The organism is Olleya sp. AS48, from assembly GCF_038900355.1.
Classification (GTDB): domain Bacteria; phylum Bacteroidota; class Bacteroidia; order Flavobacteriales; family Flavobacteriaceae; genus Olleya.
This window is the reverse complement of sequence record NZ_JBBMRD010000001.1, coordinates 544,921-566,059: the sequence shown is the minus strand read 5'-3', so window position 1 is coordinate 566,059 and position 21,139 is coordinate 544,921. Positions and strand designations below refer to the sequence as shown.

The following is a 21,139-nucleotide window of genomic DNA, read 5'->3' as shown; positions in this document are numbered from 1 at the left end:
GTTATAAAACTATAAAGATTACATGAAAATAGGAATTGTTTGTTATCCAACATTTGGAGGAAGTGGAGTAGTAGCAACAGAGTTAGGATTGGAGTTGTCAAAACGTGGTCACGAGATTCACTTTATTACATATAATCAACCTGTTAGACTTGAGTTATTAGGTAATAATGTTCATTTTCATGAAGTTAATGTACCTGAATATCCTTTGTTTCACTATCAACCTTATGAGTTAGCATTATCTAGTAAATTGGTAGATATGGTTAAGCTTCATCAAATAGAAGTTTTACATGTACATTATGCAATACCACACGCATACGCAGCTTACATGGCTCAAAAAATGTTAAGAGAAGATGATATTTATTTACCTATCGTAACCACATTACATGGGACAGATATTACATTAGTAGGTAGTCATCCGTTTTATAAACCAGCTGTTACATTTAGTATTAATAAATCAGATGCTGTAACTGCAGTATCACAGAGCTTAAAAGATGATACATTGCGTTTATTTGATATTAAAAATGAAATAAACGTAGTCACTAATTTTATAGATATTAATAAGTTTAGTCATAATTTTACAGACTGTCAACGCGGAATGATGGCTAACGATAATGAAAAAATTATTACACATATTAGTAATATGCGAGAAGTAAAGCGTATTCCTGATGTGATTAATATTTTTAATAATATTCAAAAAGAAATTCCTGCTAAATTAATGATGGTAGGTGAAGGTCCAGAAAAAGAACCTGCTGAGCGTTTATGCGAAAAATTAGGTATAAGCGATAAGGTTGTATTTTTTGGAAATAGTAATGAAATTGATAGGATACTTTGCTTCTCCGATTTGTTTTTATTACCAAGTAAAACCGAAAGTTTTGGATTATCAGCTTTAGAAGCTATGGCTTCAGGAGTACCTGTAATATCTAGTAATACAGGAGGTATTCCAGAAGTAAATAAAGAAGGTTTTTCTGGTTATTTAAGTAATGTTGGTGATGTAGAAAGTATGAGTAAAAACGCTATAAAAATACTTAAAGACGATTCAGTTTTAAAACAGTTTAAAGCAAATGCTAAGGAGCAGGCTAAAACTTTTGATATTCATCAGATTGTACCACAATATGAAGCTATCTATCAAAAAACACTAAACAGGTGTAAGGTTTTAAAATAATAGTATAAAAAAAACCACCGTAATAGGTGGTTTTTTTTATATAAATATAGTGTTGATTTAAAATCTATAACGGATTCCTAATGCGATATCAAAATCTAAATCATCTCTGTAATCTCCAAAGCCTAATTCTGGTCTAAAGTCTAAAGATAATTGTAACGGAATATCAAAATTGTATTCAATTCCAATATCTCCAGCAGCAAAAACAAAAGTTTCATCATCTATAGCGCTGTTGTCAAAACTATAAGATCCAACACCACCACCAACTCCAGCGTACCAATTAAAGTCACCATCTAATACCCAAACCCATTGGTATAAACCAGCAAGTTTAAAACCGTCATAAGCACTACCAGAACGCCATCCTAAATCTACTTCTAATCGGTTATTATCACCTAAAGCACGTTGGTAAGACACTTCTGCTCCAAACCCGTCGCTATCTCCTAAACGTAAACCAATAGCGTTATCAGAAATATCCTGAGCGTAAGTAATTGTTGCAAATCCAAAAATTGCAAAAGCAAATAAAAAGTATTTTTTCATGTTAATTAATTTATTAGTTAATGTATGTACGTTTAAAATCCAATTAAGGATTATAACGCTCTAATATATTATCAAGTTAACTTATTTTTTGTTAAAAATATAAAATTTATTAACAAAAAAAAAAGACTGATAAACAGGTGTTTATCAGTCTTTAGTAAACTAAAACTAACTAACTATTATTCTCTATTTTACTACAGAAACATCAATTCTTCTATTTTTAGCACGTCCTTCTGCAGTTGCATTGTCAGCTATAGGATCAATTGATCCCATCCCTTGTGTATTTATACGTCCCGAAGCGACTCCCATTTCAACTAATGTATTTTTAACAGATAATGCTCTACTAGCCGATAAACTTTTGTTTCCTTCTATAGATCCAGTATTGTCTGTGTGACCTCTAAATAAGATATTTACTTTAGGGTAAGCTTTCATAATTGCTGCTACATTTTCAATTTGATTCATAGAATTAGCATCTAAAGAAGAAGATCCTGTATTAAAATATAATCTATCAAAAGCGTAGTATTTACCAGCGTCCATTTTACCGTCTTTGATATAACTTAAAAAGTTATCTTCAAATCCGCCTTCAGGTATATTTAATTTTGTTCCATTAGGTAAATCAGAGCTAAAAAAGTTGCCGATAGCTTCACCAAAAGCGTTGACTACATTTCCAGAAGCATCAACTATTCCTCCAGCAACATTACCAATTGTTTTTCCAGCTGCATCAACAGCATTACCTGCTGCGTCTACAGTTTTACCAATCGCGTTACCAGTAGCATCTACGACGTTTCCTGCAGCATCAGTTACTCCATTGGCAGTATTTTTAATTGCTCCTGTAGTTTCATTAGCTGCATCTTTTACATTATCCATTATAGATTTTTCACTATCACATCCTTTTATTAAAAAGAAAGCTAGTAACAATCCGATAATACCGATTGCCCAAGGTAAAATCTTTTTTAGTAAAGATCCTCCCGACTTTACAGCATTATTAGCTGTGTTAGCAGCAGCTCCTGAAACTTTGCTTGCTCCACTAAAAGCAGCTTTACCTGCATTACCAGCTAACCCTGCAGCTCCTCCTACAACTTTACCTGCACCACCAATAACGGATTTTCCCGCATCTCCAGCTATTCCTGCAGCACCACCAATAATTTTACCAGCACCATCAACAGCAGCTTTTCCTGTGTTGCCAGCAAACCCTAAAGCACCACTAGCTAAGCTTCCTAATTTATCAGAAATTCCTGAAAATGAACTTAGACCTAATAATGATGCTAATCCAGCAGGAGCAAACTTATCAAGAAAACTACCTTGATTTGATAATAAACCTACAAAGCTTCCTAAATCCATCCCTGAAGCTTTTTGCTTTCCTAAGACTCCTCCCAAAACAGATCCTGCAACATTTAAAATAGATGAAGACGAATCTTTACCCATTCCAGATACAGAGCTTACCAAGTCTATAACTCCTGAAGCTTTTTCTCCTAATATATTTTTTACAAAATCTAATCCTTTATTTAAAAACCCTTCCGATTGTGCGCCACCAACTCCTATTGTACTTGCTAAGTTGTCAACAGTACTTCCGTCTCCTAACATGCTAAAAATAGATTTAGCACCTTCAGGCGAAGAGGCTTTATCCATTATTCCTCCCAACAAAGCAGGCGCTGCAGCCATAAGTCCTTTTTGGATGGTGTCCTTTTGTTCTCCTCCTAAAAGTGAAGAAACGTTACCAAGTACATCATCAGATAATTGATCTTTAAATAGATTTAATAGATTTGTTGCCATTTATTTATTGTTTTAAGTTAATAATTACTAATACAAAGATATTTTTCTAATAAGCTTTAGTATTTTTGTTAGATAACTTAATAACGGTTATCGATAAAGTGTATCATTAATACGCTAAAACACCGTTTTTTTTAACTTAATTTTAGTTTTATTTAGCTTTATGGATTTAAAGAGTCTAAAAAACAGCTTGTTAGGTGATTTGTTTTATGATGATTTAACCAAATCTATTTATGCTACAGACGCTTCGGTTTACAGAATGCTACCTATAGCTGTAGCTTACCCCAAAAATAGTGACGATTTAAAATTGCTAATACAGTTTGCTACACAAAATAAAACAGCATTAATACCTAGGACTGCAGGTACATCTTTAGCAGGACAATGTGTTGGAGAAGGTATAATAGTAGATGTATCCAAATATTTTAATGCTATTGTTTCTTTTGACAAAAAAAACAAAACAGTAACTGTGCAACCTGGAGTGGTTCGCGACCAGTTAAATAATTATCTAAAGCCTTTTGGATTATTTTTTGGTCCAAATACATCAACCTCAAATCGTTGCATGATTGGTGGAATGGTGGGTAATAATTCGTCAGGTACGACATCAATAAAATATGGAGTTACCAGAGATAAAGTGCTTGAGTTACAAACGGTGTTAAGTGATAGTAGCTTAGTTACTTTTAAAGGGCTTACTAAAGCTAATATCAAAGAAAAATTAAAACTTGATACTTTAGAAGGTCAAATATATAGACAACTACAAAGTAATTTATTTAATGATAACGCTAAAGCGGAAATAATAAAGCACTTTCCAAAACCAGAAATCCATAGACGTAATACAGGTTATGCAATTGATGAATTAGTCAAAGATGAAACGTTTAATATTTGTAAATTACTTGCAGGAAGCGAAGGTACCTTAGCTTTTACTACGCAAATAACATTACAATTAGACGATTTACCTCTGGCAAATAGGATTATGGTTGCTATGCATTTTAATTCTATTAAAGAGTGTTTAAATGCTGTACAACCAGTAATGGAGCATGATTTATATACTTGCGAAATGATGGATAAAACCATTTTAGATTTAACCAAGTATAATAAAACGCAACAAGACAATCGGTTTTTTATTAAAGGTGATCCCGAAGCAATACTTATGTGTGAGGTTAGAGGAGTAACATTAGAGCAAGCAAAACAACAAGCTAATGACTTAATTAATATTTCTAAATTAAATACAGCAAGCTATGCTTACCCTATATTAATAGAAGACCAGATTGATAAGGCTAATAATTTAAGAAGTGCTGGATTAGGTTTAATGGGTAATATGATTGGTGATAAAAAAGCAGTAGCTTGTATAGAGGATACTGCTGTTGCATTACCTGATTTAGCTAATTATATAGCAGATTTTTCAGCCTTAATGGCTAGTTACAATCAAAAAGCAGTTTATTATGCACATGCAGGAGCAGGAGAATTGCATTTGCGTCCAATTTTAGATTTAAAACAATCCGATGACGTTAAGCTTTTTAGGCAAATTACAACAGATGTAGCGCATTTAGTTAAAAAGTATAATGGATCCTTTAGTGGAGAGCATGGTGATGGTATTGTTAGAGGTGAGTTTGTTGAGCTTATGATTGGTAGTAATAACTATCAATTATTAAGAGAGATAAAATCAAGTTTTGATCCTAACAATATTTTTAATCCAGGAAAGATTGTGGATGCTTATCCTATGGATAAAAACTTGAGATACCAACCAGATAAAGAGGTGCTAGAAATTACAACTCTTTTAGATTTTTCTAAGTCGGAAGGTATTTTAAGAGAAGCAGAAAAATGTAATGGTTCTGGTGATTGCAGAAAACTACCTGAGTTTGGTGGTACTATGTGTCCTAGTTACAGAGCAACTAAAAACGAAAAAGATACAACAAGAGCAAGAGCAAATGCACTACGTGAATATTTAACAAATTCTGATAAAAAAAATAAGTTTAATCACACAGAATTAAAGTCTGTTTTTGATTTATGTTTAAGTTGTAAAGCATGTGCAAGTGAGTGTCCAAGTAGTGTAGATGTAGCTAGTTTAAAAGCAGAGTTTTTGTATCAATATCAAAAGGAAAATGGCGTTTCAATTAGGACTAAATTATTTGCATTTAATAATCAATTAAATCAATTTGGTAGGCCAGTAAAAGGCATTACTAATTTTATGTTTTCTAATAAGATTACTGCATCATTAATTAAAAAAAGTCTAGGAATTGCTAAACAAAGAAGCTTACCTTTATTGTCAAGTAATACTTTAAGTAGTGCATTTCAATCATCTAAAAACAAGTATTTTGTATATAAAAAAACAAAAACAGTTTATTTGTTTAATGACGAGTTTACTAATCAATTAGATGCTAACATTGGTGAAGATGCTATTCAACTATTATATGCTTTAAACTATGATGTTAAACTAATCAGTAACGCGGAATCAGGACGTGCTTTTATATCTAAAGGCTTATTAGATCAGGCTAAAAAAGTAGCCGAAAAAAACGTTAGTTTATTCAAAAATATAATCACTGAAAATTCGCCTTTAATAGGTATTGAACCTTCAGCGATTTTAACTTTTAAAGATGAATATCCAAGACTAGTTGAGGACAAAATTTCTGCGGAAGCAATAGCCAAAAACACATTTTTAATTGAAGCCTTTTTATCTAACGAAATTGCTATTGGAAACATTACTTCAGATCAATTTACATCCGAAGCAGAAGTGATTAAATTTCATGGTCATTGCCATCAAAAGGCACAATCAAACCAAATCCATAGTTTTAATGTTTTAAATCTTCCAAAAAATTATAAAGTAACCATAATACCTAGTGGTTGCTGTGGTATGGCTGGTAGTTTTGGTTACGAAAAAGAGCATTATGAGATAAGTATGCAAGTAGGTGAACAAACATTATTTCCTGCTGTAAGAAAAGCACCTGAAACTACTATAATTAGCGCTAATGGTACAAGTTGTAGGCATCAAATAAAAGATGGTACACAACGCGTTGCATACCATCCAGTTACTATATTAAAAAAGGCTTTGCTATAGTTATTCTGATACATTATAATCCGATAAAACTTGTGTATTAGTAATAGAAAGTGAGGTTTGTAAAGCGCCTAAATCTGCACCTAATTGATTTAATAATGCGGCAGTTTCAGTATTTAGCTGATAATTAGTATTAGCTTCTGCTTTAATTAAACCTACATTTTCAGCATAAAAACTATTAACAGATAGTACTTGTTGAGTGTCTAAAATTGAAATGGTTTGAGCTACTAAAATGGTAACTTCAGTGGTTACAGATAACTCTAAACTAATATTAGAAGACGTCACTGTATTATAGGTTACACCATTTACATCTAGGCTATTTAAGTTTTGTAATTGTTTACTTTTTAAAGTGTAATTTATGGTAACAGGATACCCTTCTAAATCTTGTGTAAAGGATCCAGTTTGTATAGATAATTGCGTTCCGTTATTTGCTTGTGTATTGTATAATAATGCATTGTCAAGTTCAATTTGAAAATCAAAACCATCAATAGGTAAAGCTACCGTTCCGTTAGCAGCTAAAGTCGTTTGGGTTCTAGATAATTCGCCACTAGTCAATATACCACTCATGGTTCCGTTAGCGATTCCGCCTTGGTTAACAGATAATGTGTAACCGTTTGAGGATTGGCTTTCAACCATTAATTCATCTTCACTTGGTGTGTCTAAGCCAGTATTATTGTCGGTATTTACAACATTATAATTCCAAGAATTTAATGTGTTTAAAGGAAAAAAATCGCCTTCAAATTGTTGTTGTGACGTTGCAGGACTATCATCGGTAGAGTCGCTAGAGCAGCCAACTAAAATAATACTTAAAATTATTAAAGATGTAAATTTAGAAAAAGTCATAGGTCTGTAATTTTTAACAAATTAACACAAACTATAACAAACACCAAAATTAACGCTTATTTAGATGTTTTAAAAGGCTTCATAATAGTTATAGCTGCAATCAATTCTTGCTCTGACATCTCTTTAATGTCTTCATCAGCAAAAAAAGCAGATAATTTATCCTCACTATATCTATATAATTTCCAACGTTTAAATTGATACTCCAAAGCTGTAAAATTTTCTACCCAATCTCCAGAGTTTAAATAGTTTGTGGTGCCTTTTTTAGTTTCAACTATTTCATTTTTTGGTTGGTGGATATGACCACAAATAACGTAATCATACCCATTTTCTATGGCTAAGTCTGTCGCTGTTTTTTCAAAATTACTAATAAAGCGTACAGCACCTTTGACACTACTTTTTATTTTTTTAGATAACGAATAACGTTCTTTACCTAAAGTTACCAATATCCAATTAAAGACTTTATTAATTAATATTAAAAGGTCATAACCGTAAGCGCCTAATTTAGCTAACCATTTGGCACTTTGTATGGACGCATCAAAAACATCACCATGAAAAAACCATGCTTTTTTACCGTCTAATTCTAGTACCAATTTGTTAACAATGGATATATTTCCAATCTCTGAGTCTGTAAATTTTCTCAGCATTTCATCATGATTACCAGTTATATAAGTCACTTTGGTACCTTTTGCAGCTAAAGAGACTATCTTTTTTATAACTTGCATGTGTGATTTAGGAAAATAACGTTTGCTAAACTGCCAAATATCTATAATATCACCATTTAGTATTAAATGTTTAGGATCAACGCTACTTAAGTAAGTCAACAATTGTTTAGCATGACAACCATAAGTACCTAAATGGACATCTGATATGACTACAACTTCAACTTTTCTTTTTAATTTCAATACGGTTTAGTTTCTTGATTACTAATGCAAATATCAAACTGTAGTGTTAATCTAACATTATTGCATAATTATCTAATTATAAGCTAATTGTTAAGATATCATTACCAATTTTTATAAGTTGAAATTATATTGGTTTTGTTTGACTATTATTTATGATTACATTAGCGTAAATTAAATTATTTATGGCAGGTAATAGCTTCGGAAACTTATTTAAACTCACCACTTTTGGAGAATCTCATGGTGTAGCTATTGGAGGAATTATTGATGGATGTCCTCCAGGAATTGAAATAGATTTGGAGGCTATCCAAATGGAAATGAATAGACGTAAACCAGGTCAGTCTGCTATTGTAACTCAGCGTAAAGAGCCAGATGAAGTTAAATTTTTGTCAGGAATTTTTGAAGGCGTTACAACAGGTACGCCAATTGGATTTATTATCGAAAATTCTAATCAAAAATCTCATGACTATTCACACATCAAAGATAGTTATAGGCCAAGTCACGCAGATTATGTCTACGAAAAAAAATATGGTTTAAGAGATTATAGAGGAGGAGGTCGTAGTTCTGCCAGAGAAACTGCTAGTCGTGTCGTTGCAGGCGCAATTGCTAAGCAAGTTTTAAAAAATGTAAAAATTAATGCTTTTACGTCTTCAGTTGGAGACATATTTATAGACAAACCGTATCAAGATTTAGATTTCACTAAAATTGAAAGCAATGCTGTGCGTTGTCCAGATTCAGCTATAGCTGAAAAAATGATTACACGTATTAAACAAATCCGTAAAGAAGGTGATACCATTGGAGGTACAGTAACTTGTGTGCTTCAAAATGTACCAATAGGTTTAGGCGAACCTGTTTTTGATAAACTGCATGCCGAATTAGGTAAAGCAATGTTATCCATTAATGCTGTTAAAGGTTTTGAATTTGGTAGTGGATTTTGTGGTGCTAAAATGAAAGGTAGCGAGCATAATGACTTATTTAATATTGACGGAAGTACAAAAACTAACCTATCTGGAGGTATACAAGGTGGTATTAGTAACGGAATGGATATTTATTTTAGAGTTGCATTTAAACCTGTGGCTACTTTAATACAAAAATATGAAACCATTAATAGAGATGGTGAAATAGTAGAAATGCAAGGAAAAGGAAGACATGATCCTTGTGTGGTACCAAGAGCTGTACCTATTGTGGAAGCTATGGCAGCTTTAGTATTAGCGGATTATTTATTGATCAATAAGACGTATTCTTAAATAAAATAAAGTCTAATAACTTAGTTTATAATATTTAAATGGACCCTCAAATTTATTATACTGCTTTAAATACCTTTGATCCCGAAAGTAAAACGGGATTTAGTTGGGTAGATTTTATGGTTTATTCTGATTTGACACATCTAACAGAATTAGTATCTTTAGATGGTAACTTAAATAGGTTGTCTTTTATGCCTGATTTAGATTCGGTAAAGGATTGGGATCATATTATTACACATCAAGGCATGGTCATGTTTTATTTTAATGATTTAAACTATGTGCTTGAAAAAGTAAAAGAGTTGCAATATTTTAATTTGTTAGCAATAATCAAACAACCTAATAGTGAAAAAGCTAACTTAACAACACATTTTGATTTTGTAGGCTATGACTTAATTGACGTTACAGGAGATACTAGTGCTTTATCAAATGCAGGAGGTTTTGATGCTACATTTTTACCTTCAGATTTAAATGATTATGGTTTAATAACGGACTATGATAAAGCAAAAACAATACAAACACAATTACCATTAAACAATCCAAATCAAGAACATACAACGTGTCATCTTTACGAAGTTTGGAGACATAAAACAATAGGAAGAAAAACTAATTTAATAACTTAAAAAAAGTACTTTTTAAAAGGAACAACTACCAAAAGATATGAAAAAACTTGCATTACACTGGAAAATTATAATAGGAATGATATTAGGTATCATTTTTGGATTTTTAATGAATAGCGTTGATGGAGGTAGAGGTTTTGTTGGAGATTGGATAGCACCTTTTGGAACTATTTTTATTAATTTATTAAAATTGATTGCTGTTCCGTTAATATTAGCGTCACTAATAAAAGGAATTTCTGACCTAAAAGATATTTCTAAAATTAAATCTATGGGCTTACGTACCATAGGTATTTATATTGGGACAACTGTTATAGCTATAGTTATTGGTTTAAGTATAGTTAATATTATTAAGCCAGGCGAAGGAATGCCTCAAGACACAATCGAGAACATCAAAACAGCATACCAAGGTAATGCAGATGTAATGATAGGTAAAGCCAAAGTGACTAAAGAAGCTGGTCCATTACAACCATTAGTAGATATTTTTCCTAGTAATATATTTAATTCATTTGCTGAGCCAGCGATGTTACAAGTTATATTCTTTGCTTTATTTGTGGGTATATGCTTACTATTAATTCCGGAGAAAAAAGCCAAACCATTAATTGATTTCTTTGATTCTTTAAATGAAGTGGTTATGAAAATGGTAGATTTAATTATGTTGTTTGCTCCTTATGCAGTATTTGCACTAATGGCAAATGTAATTATCGCATTTGATGATACCACCATATTGGTTAAACTATTGGGTTATGCTGCATGCGTAGTATTTGGTTTATTTTTAATGATTTGCTTCTACCTAATGCTAGTCAAAGTAGTTACTAAAAAATCACCTTTATGGTTTTTAAAACAATTTAGTCCAGCGCAATTATTAGCATTTTCTACATCAAGTAGTGCTGCTACATTACCTGTAACTATGGAGCGTGTAGAGGAGCATTTAGGTGTTGATAAAGAAGTCGCAGGATTTGTTTTACCAGTAGGAGCAACGGTTAATATGGATGGTACAAGTTTATACCAAGGTATTGCTGCTGTATTTATTATGCAAGTTATTTGGCCTGAAGGACTAACTTTTACAAATCAATTAGTTATTGTAGGTACCGCTTTATTAGCTTCTATTGGTAGTGCTGCAGTACCAAGTGCTGGTATGGTTATGTTAGTTATTGTATTAGAAGCTATAGGATTTCCTGCAGAATTACTACCTATTGGGTTAGCCTTAATATTTGCGGTTGACAGACCATTAGATATGTGCAGAACGGTAGTTAATGTAACAGGAGATGCGACTGTATCTATGTTAGTAGCTAAGTCCTTAGGTAAATTACATGATAATCCTAAGGCTAAAGAATGGGATGATAATTATGAAAATGTAAAATAAACTACTAATTTTAATACGCTTAATCGTTTAATACATATAAATAAAAAAGTAATTATGGATGGATTTGATACTATTGTTTCGGTAGATTGGTTGAAGGCTAACATTAATCATGACCAGCTAATCGTATTGGATGCGTCTATACCAAAAGTAGGAAGTCAGTCTTTAAAACCGAATCAAAAGTATATTCCAAAAGCCCGTTTTTTTGATATAAAAAACGCTTTTAGTGATGTTAAAGCAACATTTCCTAATACAATACCCTCAGAGATACAATTTGAAACAGAAGCCCAAAAACTTGGAATTAATAATACTAGTTTTATTGTGGTTTATGACGCTTTAGGCATCTATTCTAGTCCAAGAGCTTGGTGGCTTTTTAAAACGTTTGGACATAATAATGTAGCGGTTTTAGATGGTGGTTTGCCAGAATGGGAAGCTAGCGGTTATGCTACAGAAAATAAATATGAAACAGATTTTAAATCTGGCAATTTTACAACTAAATACAACCCAAATAATGTAGTATACTTTGAGTCGATTGAAGCTATTAGTAAAGATCCAGATTTTACAATTATTGATGCTAGATCAAATGATAGATTTACTAGTAAAGTAAAAGAACCTAGAGCAGGTTTACGATCTGGCACAATACCAAACTCGATAAATTTACCGCACGATGCTATTTTAGAGGGTTACAAGCTTAAGTCTATAGATGAGTTGCGTCTGATTTTTGAAACTATTTTAAAGCAGAATCAACACATAGTATTTAGTTGTGGCTCTGGTATTACAGCATCTGTTTTAAGCTTAGCAGCAACAATTATAGGTTATAATAATAGTGTTTACGATGGATCGTGGACAGAATACGGAACTTTAAAATCTTCAATAATGAAACAACCTAATACATGGACTAAGGACGAATTGCTAGCCTATATTTTAATATTTATAGCACATTCAGATTTAGACGAAACTAAAAAAGAAAAAAATTATATTCTTTCTAGAGTTAATAAAGACGTCTATAATCGTGTACACGAAAAATTTGAAGAAGATAACGACTATCAAAGTATTCAAAATATAATTGAAGCAGTTAAAACTCATGATTATTATCGCAATGATTTTGCAGATCTATTTGCAGATATAAAACTTATGGCTTTTGCAGATGGTGAAATGGATCAAATGGAGAAAGCTGCTTATAATTTATTAAAAAAAATACTAAAAGCTTAGTTTAGCAACTTTTGATTAAGCTTTAGGGTAAAATTAAAAAGCCTCAAAACAGTTTTTTTGTCCTAAGTATAATACTATGCTAATTTAAGGTTAGACATTCCTTAAACTAAAACGCAATCTATTCCTAACTAACAGAAGTTAGGCTTGAGTTAACATAACTGTTTTGAGGCTATAACCAACCTCATACTCAAAGTTAAGAGACTAGCTAGTGTTATAAAATTGTAATTGAGTAAACAGGTGTTTTTAATGAGGGAAGTATAACTTTGGATGAGTCAAAGCTTATTAATTTAAAAATTTAGCTTTTAATTCTGGAGTAGGAATCATACAAGCTTCTTTTTTGCCATACCATCTATAACGGTTTTTAGCTACAAAGTCGTACACCCAATTTCTAATAAATGTAGGCACTATAAAAAAAACACCTAACATATTTATCGGAAATCCCAAGTGTGTGGCTATTACTATTGCAGCAGTAGATTTTACCTTTAAGCCTTTAGTATTGGAATAGAGTAGTATAGAGTCTGTTTTGCTTGTATCCAAGTTATATTTCTGGATAATGGATTGACCAATATTACTTTGTAAAGGAGCAAATAGATACTTGTTTTTTGTATCGTGTTTTATAACAAATTGTATTGATGTGTTGCAAAGGTTGCATACACCATCAAAAAGAATAAGCGATTTGTCGTTTGGTAAATTTTGCATATCACAAAAATAAATTAATATATTTACAAAAATCAATTATATGAGAACTTTACAACAATGGTTTGATAGTTATGCTGTCAGTCATCAAAATCCGACAAACATTTCTATACATTTTATATGTGTGCCAGCTATATTTTTTAGTGTTGTTGGTTTGTTTATGTCTATACCTAGTGGATTTTTAAATAATATTTTACCGCATCCTATCATTGCTAATTGGGCATTTGTTTTATTAGTTATAACCTTGGTGTTATTTTATTTTAGACTGTCTGTAAAGGTTGGAATACAAATGTTATTGTTTTCGGCTTTTTGTCTTGTACTTAATTATGTTATTGCGCAATATGTTCCTTTAGTTTACTTCTCTTTAGCGTTATTTATTATAGCTTGGATTGGTCAATTTTATGGTCATAAGGTAGAAGGTCAAAAACCTAGTTTTATTGATGATTTACAGTTTTTATTAGTTGGACCAGCTTGGGTTATGTACAAACTATTTGGTAAGTAGTATATTTAAGTAATCACAACACATGAGTTCAAGTGCTTCGACGTAGGAGGAGTATATCTAGAGCTTTTACTTTTATTATTTTAATGTACTTCTCGATACAATTTGCTCGTGCCTCACAAATCACTCGAAGTGACGATGTGTGTTTTTAGTTGTACTTAGCAGTATTTGAGTAATCGCATCACGTCAGTTCGAGTGCTTCGACGTAGGAGGAGTGTATCGAGAACTATTACTTTTATTAATTTTATATGCTTCTCGATACAATTTGCTCGTACCTCACAAATCACTTGAAGTGACGATGTGGTGTATTGTTATAATACTATTATTTCTTTTTAACAGCCTCAACAAGCTCTAATACATCAACATTGACGTTAGTGGTAAACATACCGTAGTTCACAATTGCTTTGCCTTTTTCAAACTTATCAATAGTACCAACAGCGCGACCATCATTCATCCTAACGCGATCACCAACTTTTAAGATTGCTTTTGGTGCTACAGGTTTATTTTTTTCTTTTTCTTTAGCGTCTTTCTTCTTTTTACGGATGACTTCTACTGTTTTTTCGGCTTCCTGTTTAACTTGTTTCTCTTTAGCTTTTTCGGCTTTAGCTTGTTTTGCAGTTATTTTTTTTCGTTTAGAGTTTTCAATTTGTACTAATCTAAATAACTCTGACATTAACTCTTTTTTCTTCTTATCGTTAAAAAATTTCTCTGCAATATCATTCATTTTCTGACCTAAATAAATCAGTCGTTGATTGCTGTCATATAACTCTTGATAGTTTTCTAGTTTTTTCTGAACTTTAGCATTGATTTCTTCTAATTTATCAGCTTCAGATTGTTTTTTCTTTTCATTAACCTTTAGCGATTCGCTTGTTTTTTCAAGCTTAGCACGTTGTTTTTGCAGCTTAGCTATCGTTGCATCAAAGCGGACTTTACTGCGTTCAATCTTCTTTTTAGAACGATTAATTAAGCTATACGGAATTCCATTTTTTTGTGCGACTTCAAACGTAAAACTACTACCTGCTTGACCTAATGCTAATTTGTACATTGGTTCCAAGGTACGCTCGTCAAACATCATGTTAGCGTTAATCATTTCGTCCTTTTCATTAGCCAACATTTTTAGGTTAGCGTAATGTGTGGTAATAATTCCGTAGGCTTTTCTAGCATAAAATTCTTCCAAAAAAGTTTCAGCTAAAGCACCTCCTAATTCTGGATCAGATCCAGTACCAAATTCGTCAATTAAAAACAGCGTATTCTTGTTAATTTTCTTCAAGAAATAATTCATCTGTTTTAAACGGTAGCTATAGGTACTTAAATGATTCTCGATGGATTGATTATCTCCAATATCGCTAACAATACGATCAAATAAAAAGGCTTTGCTACGCTCATGCACAGGAATTAAAAAACCGGATTGCAACATGACTTGCAGCAAACCAACGGTTTTTAATGTAATGGATTTACCACCAGCATTTGGACCCGAAATCACAATAATGCGACTGTCTTCTTTAAGTCCAATGGTTTGCGGAAACGTTTTTTCTTTTTTCTCTAAATTGTTTAAATAGAGTAGTGGATGGTAGGCATCACGCAAGTATAACGCTCTGTCTTCGCTGATTTCTGGTAAAATAGCGTTCATGGATTTAGCATATTTCGCTTTCGCGGAAATCACATCCATTTCGGTTAAAAAGGTTTGATATAACTCTAATAACGGTAAGTAATGACGAATGTAATTGGTCACTTCTTTTAGGATACGCACGACTTCTTCGCTTTCTTCGTATTCTAAATTATTAAGTTCTCTGGTGTGTTGTAACGTGGTTTCAGGCTCGATATAAACGATGCTTCCTGTTTTACTTCCACCCATTATGGCACCTTTAACCTTACGTCTGTACATTGCTTTTACAGCTAACACACGCTTGTTGTCCACCACAGACTCTCTAATATCATCTAAATATTCTAGGTTGTGATATTGGTTTAAGGCAGAGGTAAAGCTAGAGTTAATTTTACCTTTTAACTTATTAATTTGTTGTCTGATGCTTTGTAATAATACCGAAGCATTGTCCTTTACATCTCCAAAACGGTCCACAACGCTATCCACTTTTTCAATAATAGCAGTAGTAACTTCTATTTGTGTGCTAAATTGGTGTAAACCTGGATAATAGGTGTCAAACTTTTTTAAAAATTTGACAATATCGTTAGCGGTTAAGGATATAGAAATTAGTTTTTTAAGACTATGGGTTTCTAAATAGGTATTTTCTATTTTTAATAATTGCAACTCTTTAGTAATGGTGTCAAAACCATGATTTGGAATGCGATTATCATTATAGTAAGACGATAGATACTCGTTAGTTAACTGTAATGCGTTAAGTAGCGTTTCTTTGTCTTTATATGGTAAAATACTTAGTGCTTTTTGGTTACCTAAAGCAGTAACGCAATACTCGCTTACTTGCTCTAAAACGGTAGAAAACTCTAAATCTTGTAATGTCTTTTCGTGAATGTTTATCATCTATATTATTTTTCGTGACAACGAAAAACTGGTAATAAGCGTTAATTATTCTTTTTTTAGCATTACAAATTTACGGAATTGCGTTGGGATTTTAAATTATAGTTTAAATAGTTGTTTATCATTTTAAGATTTGATTAATAAATATCTAGTACAAGAAACACTTTAACTTGCGATTGGTTAGTTCTTTTTATTTTTAAAATAATTATAATACAGTTTAGCTACCATTCTAGATGACGCTAAAACTATAATAAAAACAGGAATATATCTTTTTTGAAAAACACTTTCTGTAAATAAGTCTGTTACACTTAAAGTAATTAAAATTACAGATACCATCCATAATAAAGTAAATACTATCAGGTTAGTTTTTGTCGGATTTTGAAGGATATTTTTTTGGTCATTTTGGCTATTTCAGGTCACTATTTTAACTTAATCATTTCTTGTTTTATTATAACGTCTCCAGAGTCAGTTTGACATATAATTTTATTGTCGTTAATCTCAATGATTTCAATAACATATTTAACACCAATAATAGGTTGCATTTTAGGATCGTTAACTTTAGTGTAAACCATTTTATATTTACAATCCGAAAGCCAAGTCACAGTGCTAGTCATTTCTAAATTTAGTTTTGGGTAAGTATCTATTTGTATCGAGCCTGTCCTGATAGTTAATAAGTCTGCGTAATCTGGATCTGTGTAAGTAAATGTTCCGTTTTTAAATGCTGAACAGTTTAACTCTTGACTAAAACAATTGGTTGTTATTAGAAACAATACTATAAAAATTATTTTTTGCATATTAAGTGAAATTGGGTTTTATCTGTTTACTGTTTTTGTAACCACAATCTAATGGCTTTACGCAAAGAAACTTCAGGTTTTGGTAACGGAATGGTTTGTCCAAATTGTTTACTTCGGTTAAATTTTGAATAGTTTGTTTTGTGTTTTTTCCAAACTTCTGGGTATAACTCCAAGAACTTATTAAAAAAACTTTGTTCGTTAATTTTACCTTCTAATTTAGAAAGTACGTCTTTAAATATTTGTTCTTGATCTATAATCATTGGTTGTTGTATTGAGCAAATTATAGCGCTTTTGGTTAGCTTACGGTAACTTGAATTGGTTAGGTAGCTAAATTAAGTAAATTTAAATTGATACTTGTTTAGAGGTTCATTAGTTATTTGTAAGCTAAGTTTGGTTTAATTTTGAGTTGGTAAATTTTACAAGTAAATTATCATTAAAATGTTCTTGTAATCAATTGTTAATTATACATCTGCTAAGTCAAATATTTTGATTGGATAAAGTGACGACATGTCTTGTACACATTGAATTAGCGAGTATTTAGCGATATTAGATTTACTTTGCTTAATTCTATCCTCCAATGTTAGTTTGCCTTTTTTTGATTTATAAGCCATGACATAAATAATTTCTTTGTTTTGATTAAACTTATTAATAAACTTGTCTTTATCAATTTTTATAGGATGGTGTTTATTATAGGTTTCAACAATTGATGCTAGATATGTTGAACTTCCCGAATTAAAATCATTCCAAAATCTATTTGCAGAAATTGTTATTTGGTTTGCTACATCTCTGATTTTAGCATCAAAACCATCCTTTACATGAATTAAATAAATAGCGTTTTTATCTTCAAACATTATATCGCAAAACTCAATGTTGTCAGGAAGCATTTTATCAAAAACGTGATAATTAGGCATTCCTTTGTATTTCAAATTATAATCGCCTTCTTTTAAATTTGAATCCCAAGTGATGTTTAAAAAGTATTCTTTAAGAATATTTTTATTTATTTGATTTATACATCTATCATTAATAATAGTAATGAAATCATCTTTTACTTGGTACCAATTACTGTCAATAAGAAAAACAGGTTTTTCTTGATATTTTATTTCACAAGTTATATGATGCAAAAACATTGCGTGAGTTTTCCATTTTTTTTCTTTATCCTTAAATCCATAAACTCTAACGCCTAATAAAAACGTATTAAACTCTCTTTGATCATTTGGATTATCTAGATTAATGAACATATAATTTAAACATTGAGTATAAAGCTCATTTCTATCGGAAGTTTCAAAAAATGATTTCTTTCTTCCTTTTGCTTTTAACTCGAAACGATTACATTCATAAAATTCTTGAATTTTTGATGGATGAATAAAGTCAATATCAAATTTATAAGGATTAGCTGTACGAGCTGGACTAAACTTATTCAACATATCTTCTCTCAGTTCTCTCAAAAGGATCTTTTTATATTCGCTTTTTATAGTTGTTTTATCCTTTACTTTTGAAAAAGTTGAAATTGATTTAGGCTCATGCTTTCTTTGGATTTCATTTATTTCTATGAAGAGTAGGTGTAAGGATTTAAAGTCAATACGATGTTTTATATAGAAGTAAGAGCCAATTTCAACATATATTGTATCATTGTTAAAATTTATAAAACTGAATGCGCTATTTTTTAAATCTTCTCTTAGCTCTAAGTTTATTTTTATTGGAATCTCTGTAAACTTTAATGCATCCAATAGTGTTTTTCCATTTCTATAAATTCCACTTTGTTGCATAAGAGTTCCAGAAATACCTCTTGCTGTAAGGGATATAACTATGTCTTCCTGAGGAATAGTCAAATATTCGTAAAACTCTAATCCAAAACGGTGATTTAAATACCTAGTTATAACTCGAATTCCACCACCACCAACTATAGCATATATATCACCTTTAATTGACGCAAAAAGAGTAAATGAAATTCTGAGAACATCAAAACTATGGTTTTTCGCTATTGAAGAGGGTAAATAGTTTTTCCAATAAGAATCTTTTAAAGTTTCATTGTAAACATATGAATAATAATCTACGTCATCTTGAGTTATTTTAGGTATTCTTTTTCCTATTGATTTAGTGTCTTCTACTAACTTTCGATGCTTATCTACAATAAAATTTATTATTTGTTCGTCATTTTTAATATTATTAAAGTCGTGATGTGTTTTTTCGATTTGGAAAATCTTAATTTCTGAAAATTCTTTACTATCGAAAAAAATATTATTCATTTAATCTGGTTTTATTTGATTATTAAAGACTTATTTAAAATGACTTTATAATGATTTTTATCAAAGCGAATCTACAAGTATCCAATTTAGCTCGCAATACGTACAACTACGTATTTTTAGTTTCGGTTGTGTTGTAAATTTAGATTAAGTTTTGGTGGTATTTTTACGGTATTCCGTAATCATATTAAATGTTATAAACATAAAAAGCACAAACTAAGGGTTTGTGCTTTTTGTAAAGTGATTATTACTGTTGCTATAATGTAAACTGTTTAGGTTTGTTTTTATAGTTTCGGTAGTAGGTAAGTGGCTTATGGCTGTATTTCCGCGAAAGCGTTATACTATTAACTTGTGGTTAGGCTATTATAAAATTGTAGAGTAGTCCAACGCTTATAGCTATTCCAAAACTAAGTAGTGTACCTATTAAAATATATTCGGTTAATTTACGGTCTTTGGCTTTGGATAAATCGCCAAATCTAAACACGGATTTTGCTGCTATTAATAGTCCTATAGCACTCCATTGATTGATGATTATAAAGCCAAACACAAATAATCGCTCTAGTATACCAATGTATTTTCCTGCTTTTTCTAAAGAGTCGTTTGCATCGTCCTCGTCTAGGATCCATTTGCTCATGACTAAGCGCATGATTACGGATGCGATACTAGTTATAGCTATTAAGGATAGTAGTAATGCTAAAACGTTTTTAGAGTATAATGTGTTGATGTCAAAGCTGTATTGCGTGTAACTTAATGCGACTATTGCAATGACTATTAGGTGTGCTATTTGATCTAATATAAATAGTAGTCTTGGGTTTATTTTTTTTGTTAGATTAAGTTTGATGACATCTATTATGTAATGAGAGACGACTATGCTGACTATTCCTATCCAATAGTTGGCATTAAATTGTAGTAAAATTAGTAATGCTAAGGCGTGGATTAGCACATGAAAATATAGGTATTTGGACTTGTGCTTTTTTATGGTTTTGTCTTTTACCCATTGGTCTGGTTGCAGGACAAAATCGCCAATTGCGTGTGCTAGGACTAATTTTAGGACTAATAACATCATAATTTTTGTAATTGTTGTTGGTAGTAGGTGTTTAGTTGCATGACCTCATCATAGCCACCACGTTTTAAGGCTTCGCTGATATTACTTTGGGATTTGCCTAATAGTGTAGCTATTTCTTTTTGGTTTTTTGTAGGATGCTCCAAAACCGTTACAATAACATTGGCAACTGTGCTGCTCCAGTTATTTGCGGTTAATAAGGCTAGATTTAGCATAATGTTTAATGGTTGGTCCCAATCTGGTTGATTTGCGTTTATGGCTAGTGTTTGCTTTTTTAGGTTTTCAAAAGCTAAACCAGAGTTAACGTAAGCAGGACCATTGGATTCGGCTATTTTTTTAGCCTTATGGGTTTGTTGTCCTAAACCAATTGCGATTCTGACATCGTATAATTTACTTTCTTTAATGGCTGCTTTTATATGTATAGCAGCTAATAATGCAACTTGTGGTGTGGTGATTAATTGAAAACTGTCTCCTCTAAAAATTTCCCAATCGTGTGGCTCTTGACCATATTGATTAAGCGTTTTTTTTAAAGTATCCAACCATTGCAAGACATTACCTTGTCTAGAATTTATAATATCTCCTGTTAAAACTGCAATCATAGTACTACTATTTTTTATAAAGATATCTGTTTTTAAGACGATATACAAATATATCTGCTTATAA

18 protein-coding genes are annotated in these 21,139 nt (G+C 31.5%); 7 read left to right on the top strand and 11 right to left on the bottom strand.

What is annotated here, in order from left to right; all coding sequences use genetic code 11:
• Positions 1 to 22: 22 nt before the first annotated feature.
• Positions 23 to 1,162, top strand: coding sequence for an N-acetyl-alpha-D-glucosaminyl L-malate synthase BshA (gene bshA / locus WNY60_RS02680; RefSeq protein ID WP_342861445.1), 1,140 nt, complete (start codon positions 23 to 25; stop codon positions 1,160 to 1,162).
• A 57-nt stretch (positions 1,163 to 1,219) separates the two neighbouring features.
• Here bshA and WNY60_RS02675 read toward each other — a convergent pair whose 3' ends face one another.
• Positions 1,220 to 1,696 carry a hypothetical protein gene (locus WNY60_RS02675; RefSeq protein WP_145001632.1) on the bottom strand — a complete coding sequence of 159 codons (477 nt, stop codon included), beginning with the start codon at positions 1,694 to 1,696 and terminating at the stop codon, positions 1,220 to 1,222.
• Between the two features lie 183 nt (positions 1,697 to 1,879).
• Positions 1,880 to 3,466 (bottom strand): OmpA family protein, encoded by a 1,587-nt coding sequence (locus tag WNY60_RS02670; RefSeq protein ID WP_342861444.1) that lies wholly within the window; start codon positions 3,464 to 3,466, stop codon positions 1,880 to 1,882.
• A gap of 160 nt (positions 3,467 to 3,626) precedes the next feature.
• On the opposite strand from WNY60_RS02670, the gene WNY60_RS02665 reads away from it, so the two are divergent.
• A complete protein-coding gene (locus tag WNY60_RS02665) occupies positions 3,627 to 6,515 on the top strand; it encodes an FAD-linked oxidase C-terminal domain-containing protein (RefSeq protein ID WP_342861442.1) in 2,889 nt (962 codons plus the stop codon).
• On the opposite strand, the gene WNY60_RS02660 is transcribed toward WNY60_RS02665, so the two are convergent.
• Both WNY60_RS02660 and WNY60_RS02655 read right to left on the bottom strand, forming a co-directional pair.
• Positions 6,516 to 7,355 (bottom strand): hypothetical protein, encoded by an 840-nt coding sequence (locus WNY60_RS02660; RefSeq protein ID WP_342861441.1) that lies wholly within the window; start codon positions 7,353 to 7,355, stop codon positions 6,516 to 6,518.
• A gap of 56 nt (positions 7,356 to 7,411) precedes the next feature.
• Positions 7,412 to 8,257 carry a UDP-2,3-diacylglucosamine diphosphatase gene (locus WNY60_RS02655; RefSeq protein WP_145001636.1) on the bottom strand — a complete coding sequence of 282 codons (846 nt, stop codon included), beginning with the start codon at positions 8,255 to 8,257 and terminating at the stop codon, positions 7,412 to 7,414.
• Between the two features lie 182 nt (positions 8,258 to 8,439).
• On the opposite strand from WNY60_RS02655, the gene aroC reads away from it, so the two are divergent.
• Genes aroC through WNY60_RS02635 form a run of 4 tightly spaced genes read left to right on the top strand, consistent with a single transcriptional unit; the run spans position 8,440 to position 12,687 of the window.
• Positions 8,440 to 9,501, top strand: coding sequence for a chorismate synthase (gene aroC, locus WNY60_RS02650; protein ID WP_145001637.1), 1,062 nt, complete (start codon positions 8,440 to 8,442; stop codon positions 9,499 to 9,501).
• Between the two features lie 38 nt (positions 9,502 to 9,539).
• Positions 9,540 to 10,118: a hypothetical protein gene (locus tag WNY60_RS02645; RefSeq protein WP_342861440.1), complete on the top strand. Its 579-nt coding sequence runs from the start codon at positions 9,540 to 9,542 to the stop codon at positions 10,116 to 10,118.
• A 37-nt stretch (positions 10,119 to 10,155) separates the two neighbouring features.
• On the top strand, positions 10,156 to 11,478 hold the full coding sequence (locus WNY60_RS02640; RefSeq protein WP_145001639.1) for a dicarboxylate/amino acid:cation symporter: 1,323 nt from the start codon (positions 10,156 to 10,158) through the stop codon (positions 11,476 to 11,478).
• Between the two features lie 54 nt (positions 11,479 to 11,532).
• Positions 11,533 to 12,687 carry a rhodanese-like domain-containing protein gene (locus tag WNY60_RS02635; RefSeq protein ID WP_342861438.1) on the top strand — a complete coding sequence of 385 codons (1,155 nt, stop codon included), beginning with the start codon at positions 11,533 to 11,535 and terminating at the stop codon, positions 12,685 to 12,687.
• 282 nt (positions 12,688 to 12,969) lie between these two features.
• Here WNY60_RS02635 and WNY60_RS02630 read toward each other — a convergent pair whose 3' ends face one another.
• Positions 12,970 to 13,386 (bottom strand): DCC1-like thiol-disulfide oxidoreductase family protein, encoded by a 417-nt coding sequence (locus tag WNY60_RS02630; protein WP_342861436.1) that lies wholly within the window; start codon positions 13,384 to 13,386, stop codon positions 12,970 to 12,972.
• 40 nt (positions 13,387 to 13,426) lie between these two features.
• Between WNY60_RS02630 and WNY60_RS02625 the strand changes: the two genes are divergently transcribed.
• Positions 13,427 to 13,885 carry an Mpo1-like protein gene (locus WNY60_RS02625; RefSeq protein ID WP_339807702.1) on the top strand — a complete coding sequence of 153 codons (459 nt, stop codon included), beginning with the start codon at positions 13,427 to 13,429 and terminating at the stop codon, positions 13,883 to 13,885.
• A gap of 319 nt (positions 13,886 to 14,204) precedes the next feature.
• Here WNY60_RS02625 and WNY60_RS02620 read toward each other — a convergent pair whose 3' ends face one another.
• The 6 genes from WNY60_RS02620 to WNY60_RS02595 all read right to left on the bottom strand — a co-directional run bounded on the left by WNY60_RS02620 (position 14,205) and on the right by WNY60_RS02595 (position 21,075).
• A complete protein-coding gene (locus WNY60_RS02620) occupies positions 14,205 to 16,379 on the bottom strand; it encodes a DNA mismatch repair protein MutS (RefSeq protein WP_292945639.1) in 2,175 nt (724 codons plus the stop codon).
• Between the two features lie 416 nt (positions 16,380 to 16,795).
• Positions 16,796 to 17,170 carry a hypothetical protein gene (locus WNY60_RS02615; RefSeq protein ID WP_342861435.1) on the bottom strand — a complete coding sequence of 125 codons (375 nt, stop codon included), beginning with the start codon at positions 17,168 to 17,170 and terminating at the stop codon, positions 16,796 to 16,798.
• A gap of 26 nt (positions 17,171 to 17,196) precedes the next feature.
• Positions 17,197 to 17,430, bottom strand: a complete 234-nt coding sequence (locus tag WNY60_RS02610; RefSeq protein WP_099569299.1) for a hypothetical protein — start codon at positions 17,428 to 17,430, stop codon at positions 17,197 to 17,199.
• A 201-nt stretch (positions 17,431 to 17,631) separates the two neighbouring features.
• Complete coding sequence (locus WNY60_RS02605) at positions 17,632 to 19,416, bottom strand: DUF6119 family protein (RefSeq protein WP_342861432.1); 1,785 nt, start codon at positions 19,414 to 19,416, stop codon at positions 17,632 to 17,634.
• A gap of 352 nt (positions 19,417 to 19,768) precedes the next feature.
• Positions 19,769 to 20,479 (bottom strand): DUF3307 domain-containing protein, encoded by a 711-nt coding sequence (locus WNY60_RS02600; protein WP_342861430.1) that lies wholly within the window; start codon positions 20,477 to 20,479, stop codon positions 19,769 to 19,771.
• Positions 20,476 to 21,075: a SatD family protein gene (locus WNY60_RS02595; RefSeq protein ID WP_191098633.1), complete on the bottom strand. Its 600-nt coding sequence runs from the start codon at positions 21,073 to 21,075 to the stop codon at positions 20,476 to 20,478. Before WNY60_RS02595 ends, WNY60_RS02600 begins: the two co-directional genes overlap by 4 nt.
• Positions 21,076 to 21,139: the final 64 nt, after the last annotated feature.

Bases quoted from the DNA above. Each gene is read 5' to 3' on its own strand.
- WNY60_RS02670 (WP_342861444.1), bottom strand. From the start codon at position 3,466: ATGGCAACAAATCTATTAAATCTATTTAAAGATCAATTATCTGATGAT.
- bshA (WP_342861445.1), top strand. From the start codon at position 23: ATGAAAATAGGAATTGTTTGTTATCCAACATTTGGAGGAAGTGGAGTA.
- WNY60_RS02675 (WP_145001632.1), bottom strand. From the start codon at position 1,696: ATGAAAAAATACTTTTTATTTGCTTTTGCAATTTTTGGATTTGCAACA.
- WNY60_RS02595 (WP_191098633.1), bottom strand. From the start codon at position 21,075: ATGATTGCAGTTTTAACAGGAGATATTATAAATTCTAGACAAGGTAAT.
- WNY60_RS02635 (WP_342861438.1), top strand. From the start codon at position 11,533: ATGGATGGATTTGATACTATTGTTTCGGTAGATTGGTTGAAGGCTAAC.
- WNY60_RS02640 (WP_145001639.1), top strand. From the start codon at position 10,156: ATGAAAAAACTTGCATTACACTGGAAAATTATAATAGGAATGATATTA.
- WNY60_RS02630 (WP_342861436.1), bottom strand. From the start codon at position 13,386: ATGCAAAATTTACCAAACGACAAATCGCTTATTCTTTTTGATGGTGTA.
- WNY60_RS02610 (WP_099569299.1), bottom strand. From the start codon at position 17,430: ATGATTATAGATCAAGAACAAATATTTAAAGACGTACTTTCTAAATTA.
- WNY60_RS02665 (WP_342861442.1), top strand. From the start codon at position 3,627: ATGGATTTAAAGAGTCTAAAAAACAGCTTGTTAGGTGATTTGTTTTAT.
- WNY60_RS02600 (WP_342861430.1), bottom strand. From the start codon at position 20,479: ATGATGTTATTAGTCCTAAAATTAGTCCTAGCACACGCAATTGGCGAT.
- WNY60_RS02645 (WP_342861440.1), top strand. From the start codon at position 9,540: ATGGACCCTCAAATTTATTATACTGCTTTAAATACCTTTGATCCCGAA.
- WNY60_RS02605 (WP_342861432.1), bottom strand. From the start codon at position 19,416: ATGAATAATATTTTTTTCGATAGTAAAGAATTTTCAGAAATTAAGATT.
- WNY60_RS02620 (WP_292945639.1), bottom strand. From the start codon at position 16,379: ATGATAAACATTCACGAAAAGACATTACAAGATTTAGAGTTTTCTACC.
- aroC (WP_145001637.1), top strand. From the start codon at position 8,440: ATGGCAGGTAATAGCTTCGGAAACTTATTTAAACTCACCACTTTTGGA.
- WNY60_RS02625 (WP_339807702.1), top strand. From the start codon at position 13,427: ATGAGAACTTTACAACAATGGTTTGATAGTTATGCTGTCAGTCATCAA.
- WNY60_RS02660 (WP_342861441.1), bottom strand. From the start codon at position 7,355: ATGACTTTTTCTAAATTTACATCTTTAATAATTTTAAGTATTATTTTA.
- WNY60_RS02615 (WP_342861435.1), bottom strand. From the start codon at position 17,170: ATGCAAAAAATAATTTTTATAGTATTGTTTCTAATAACAACCAATTGT.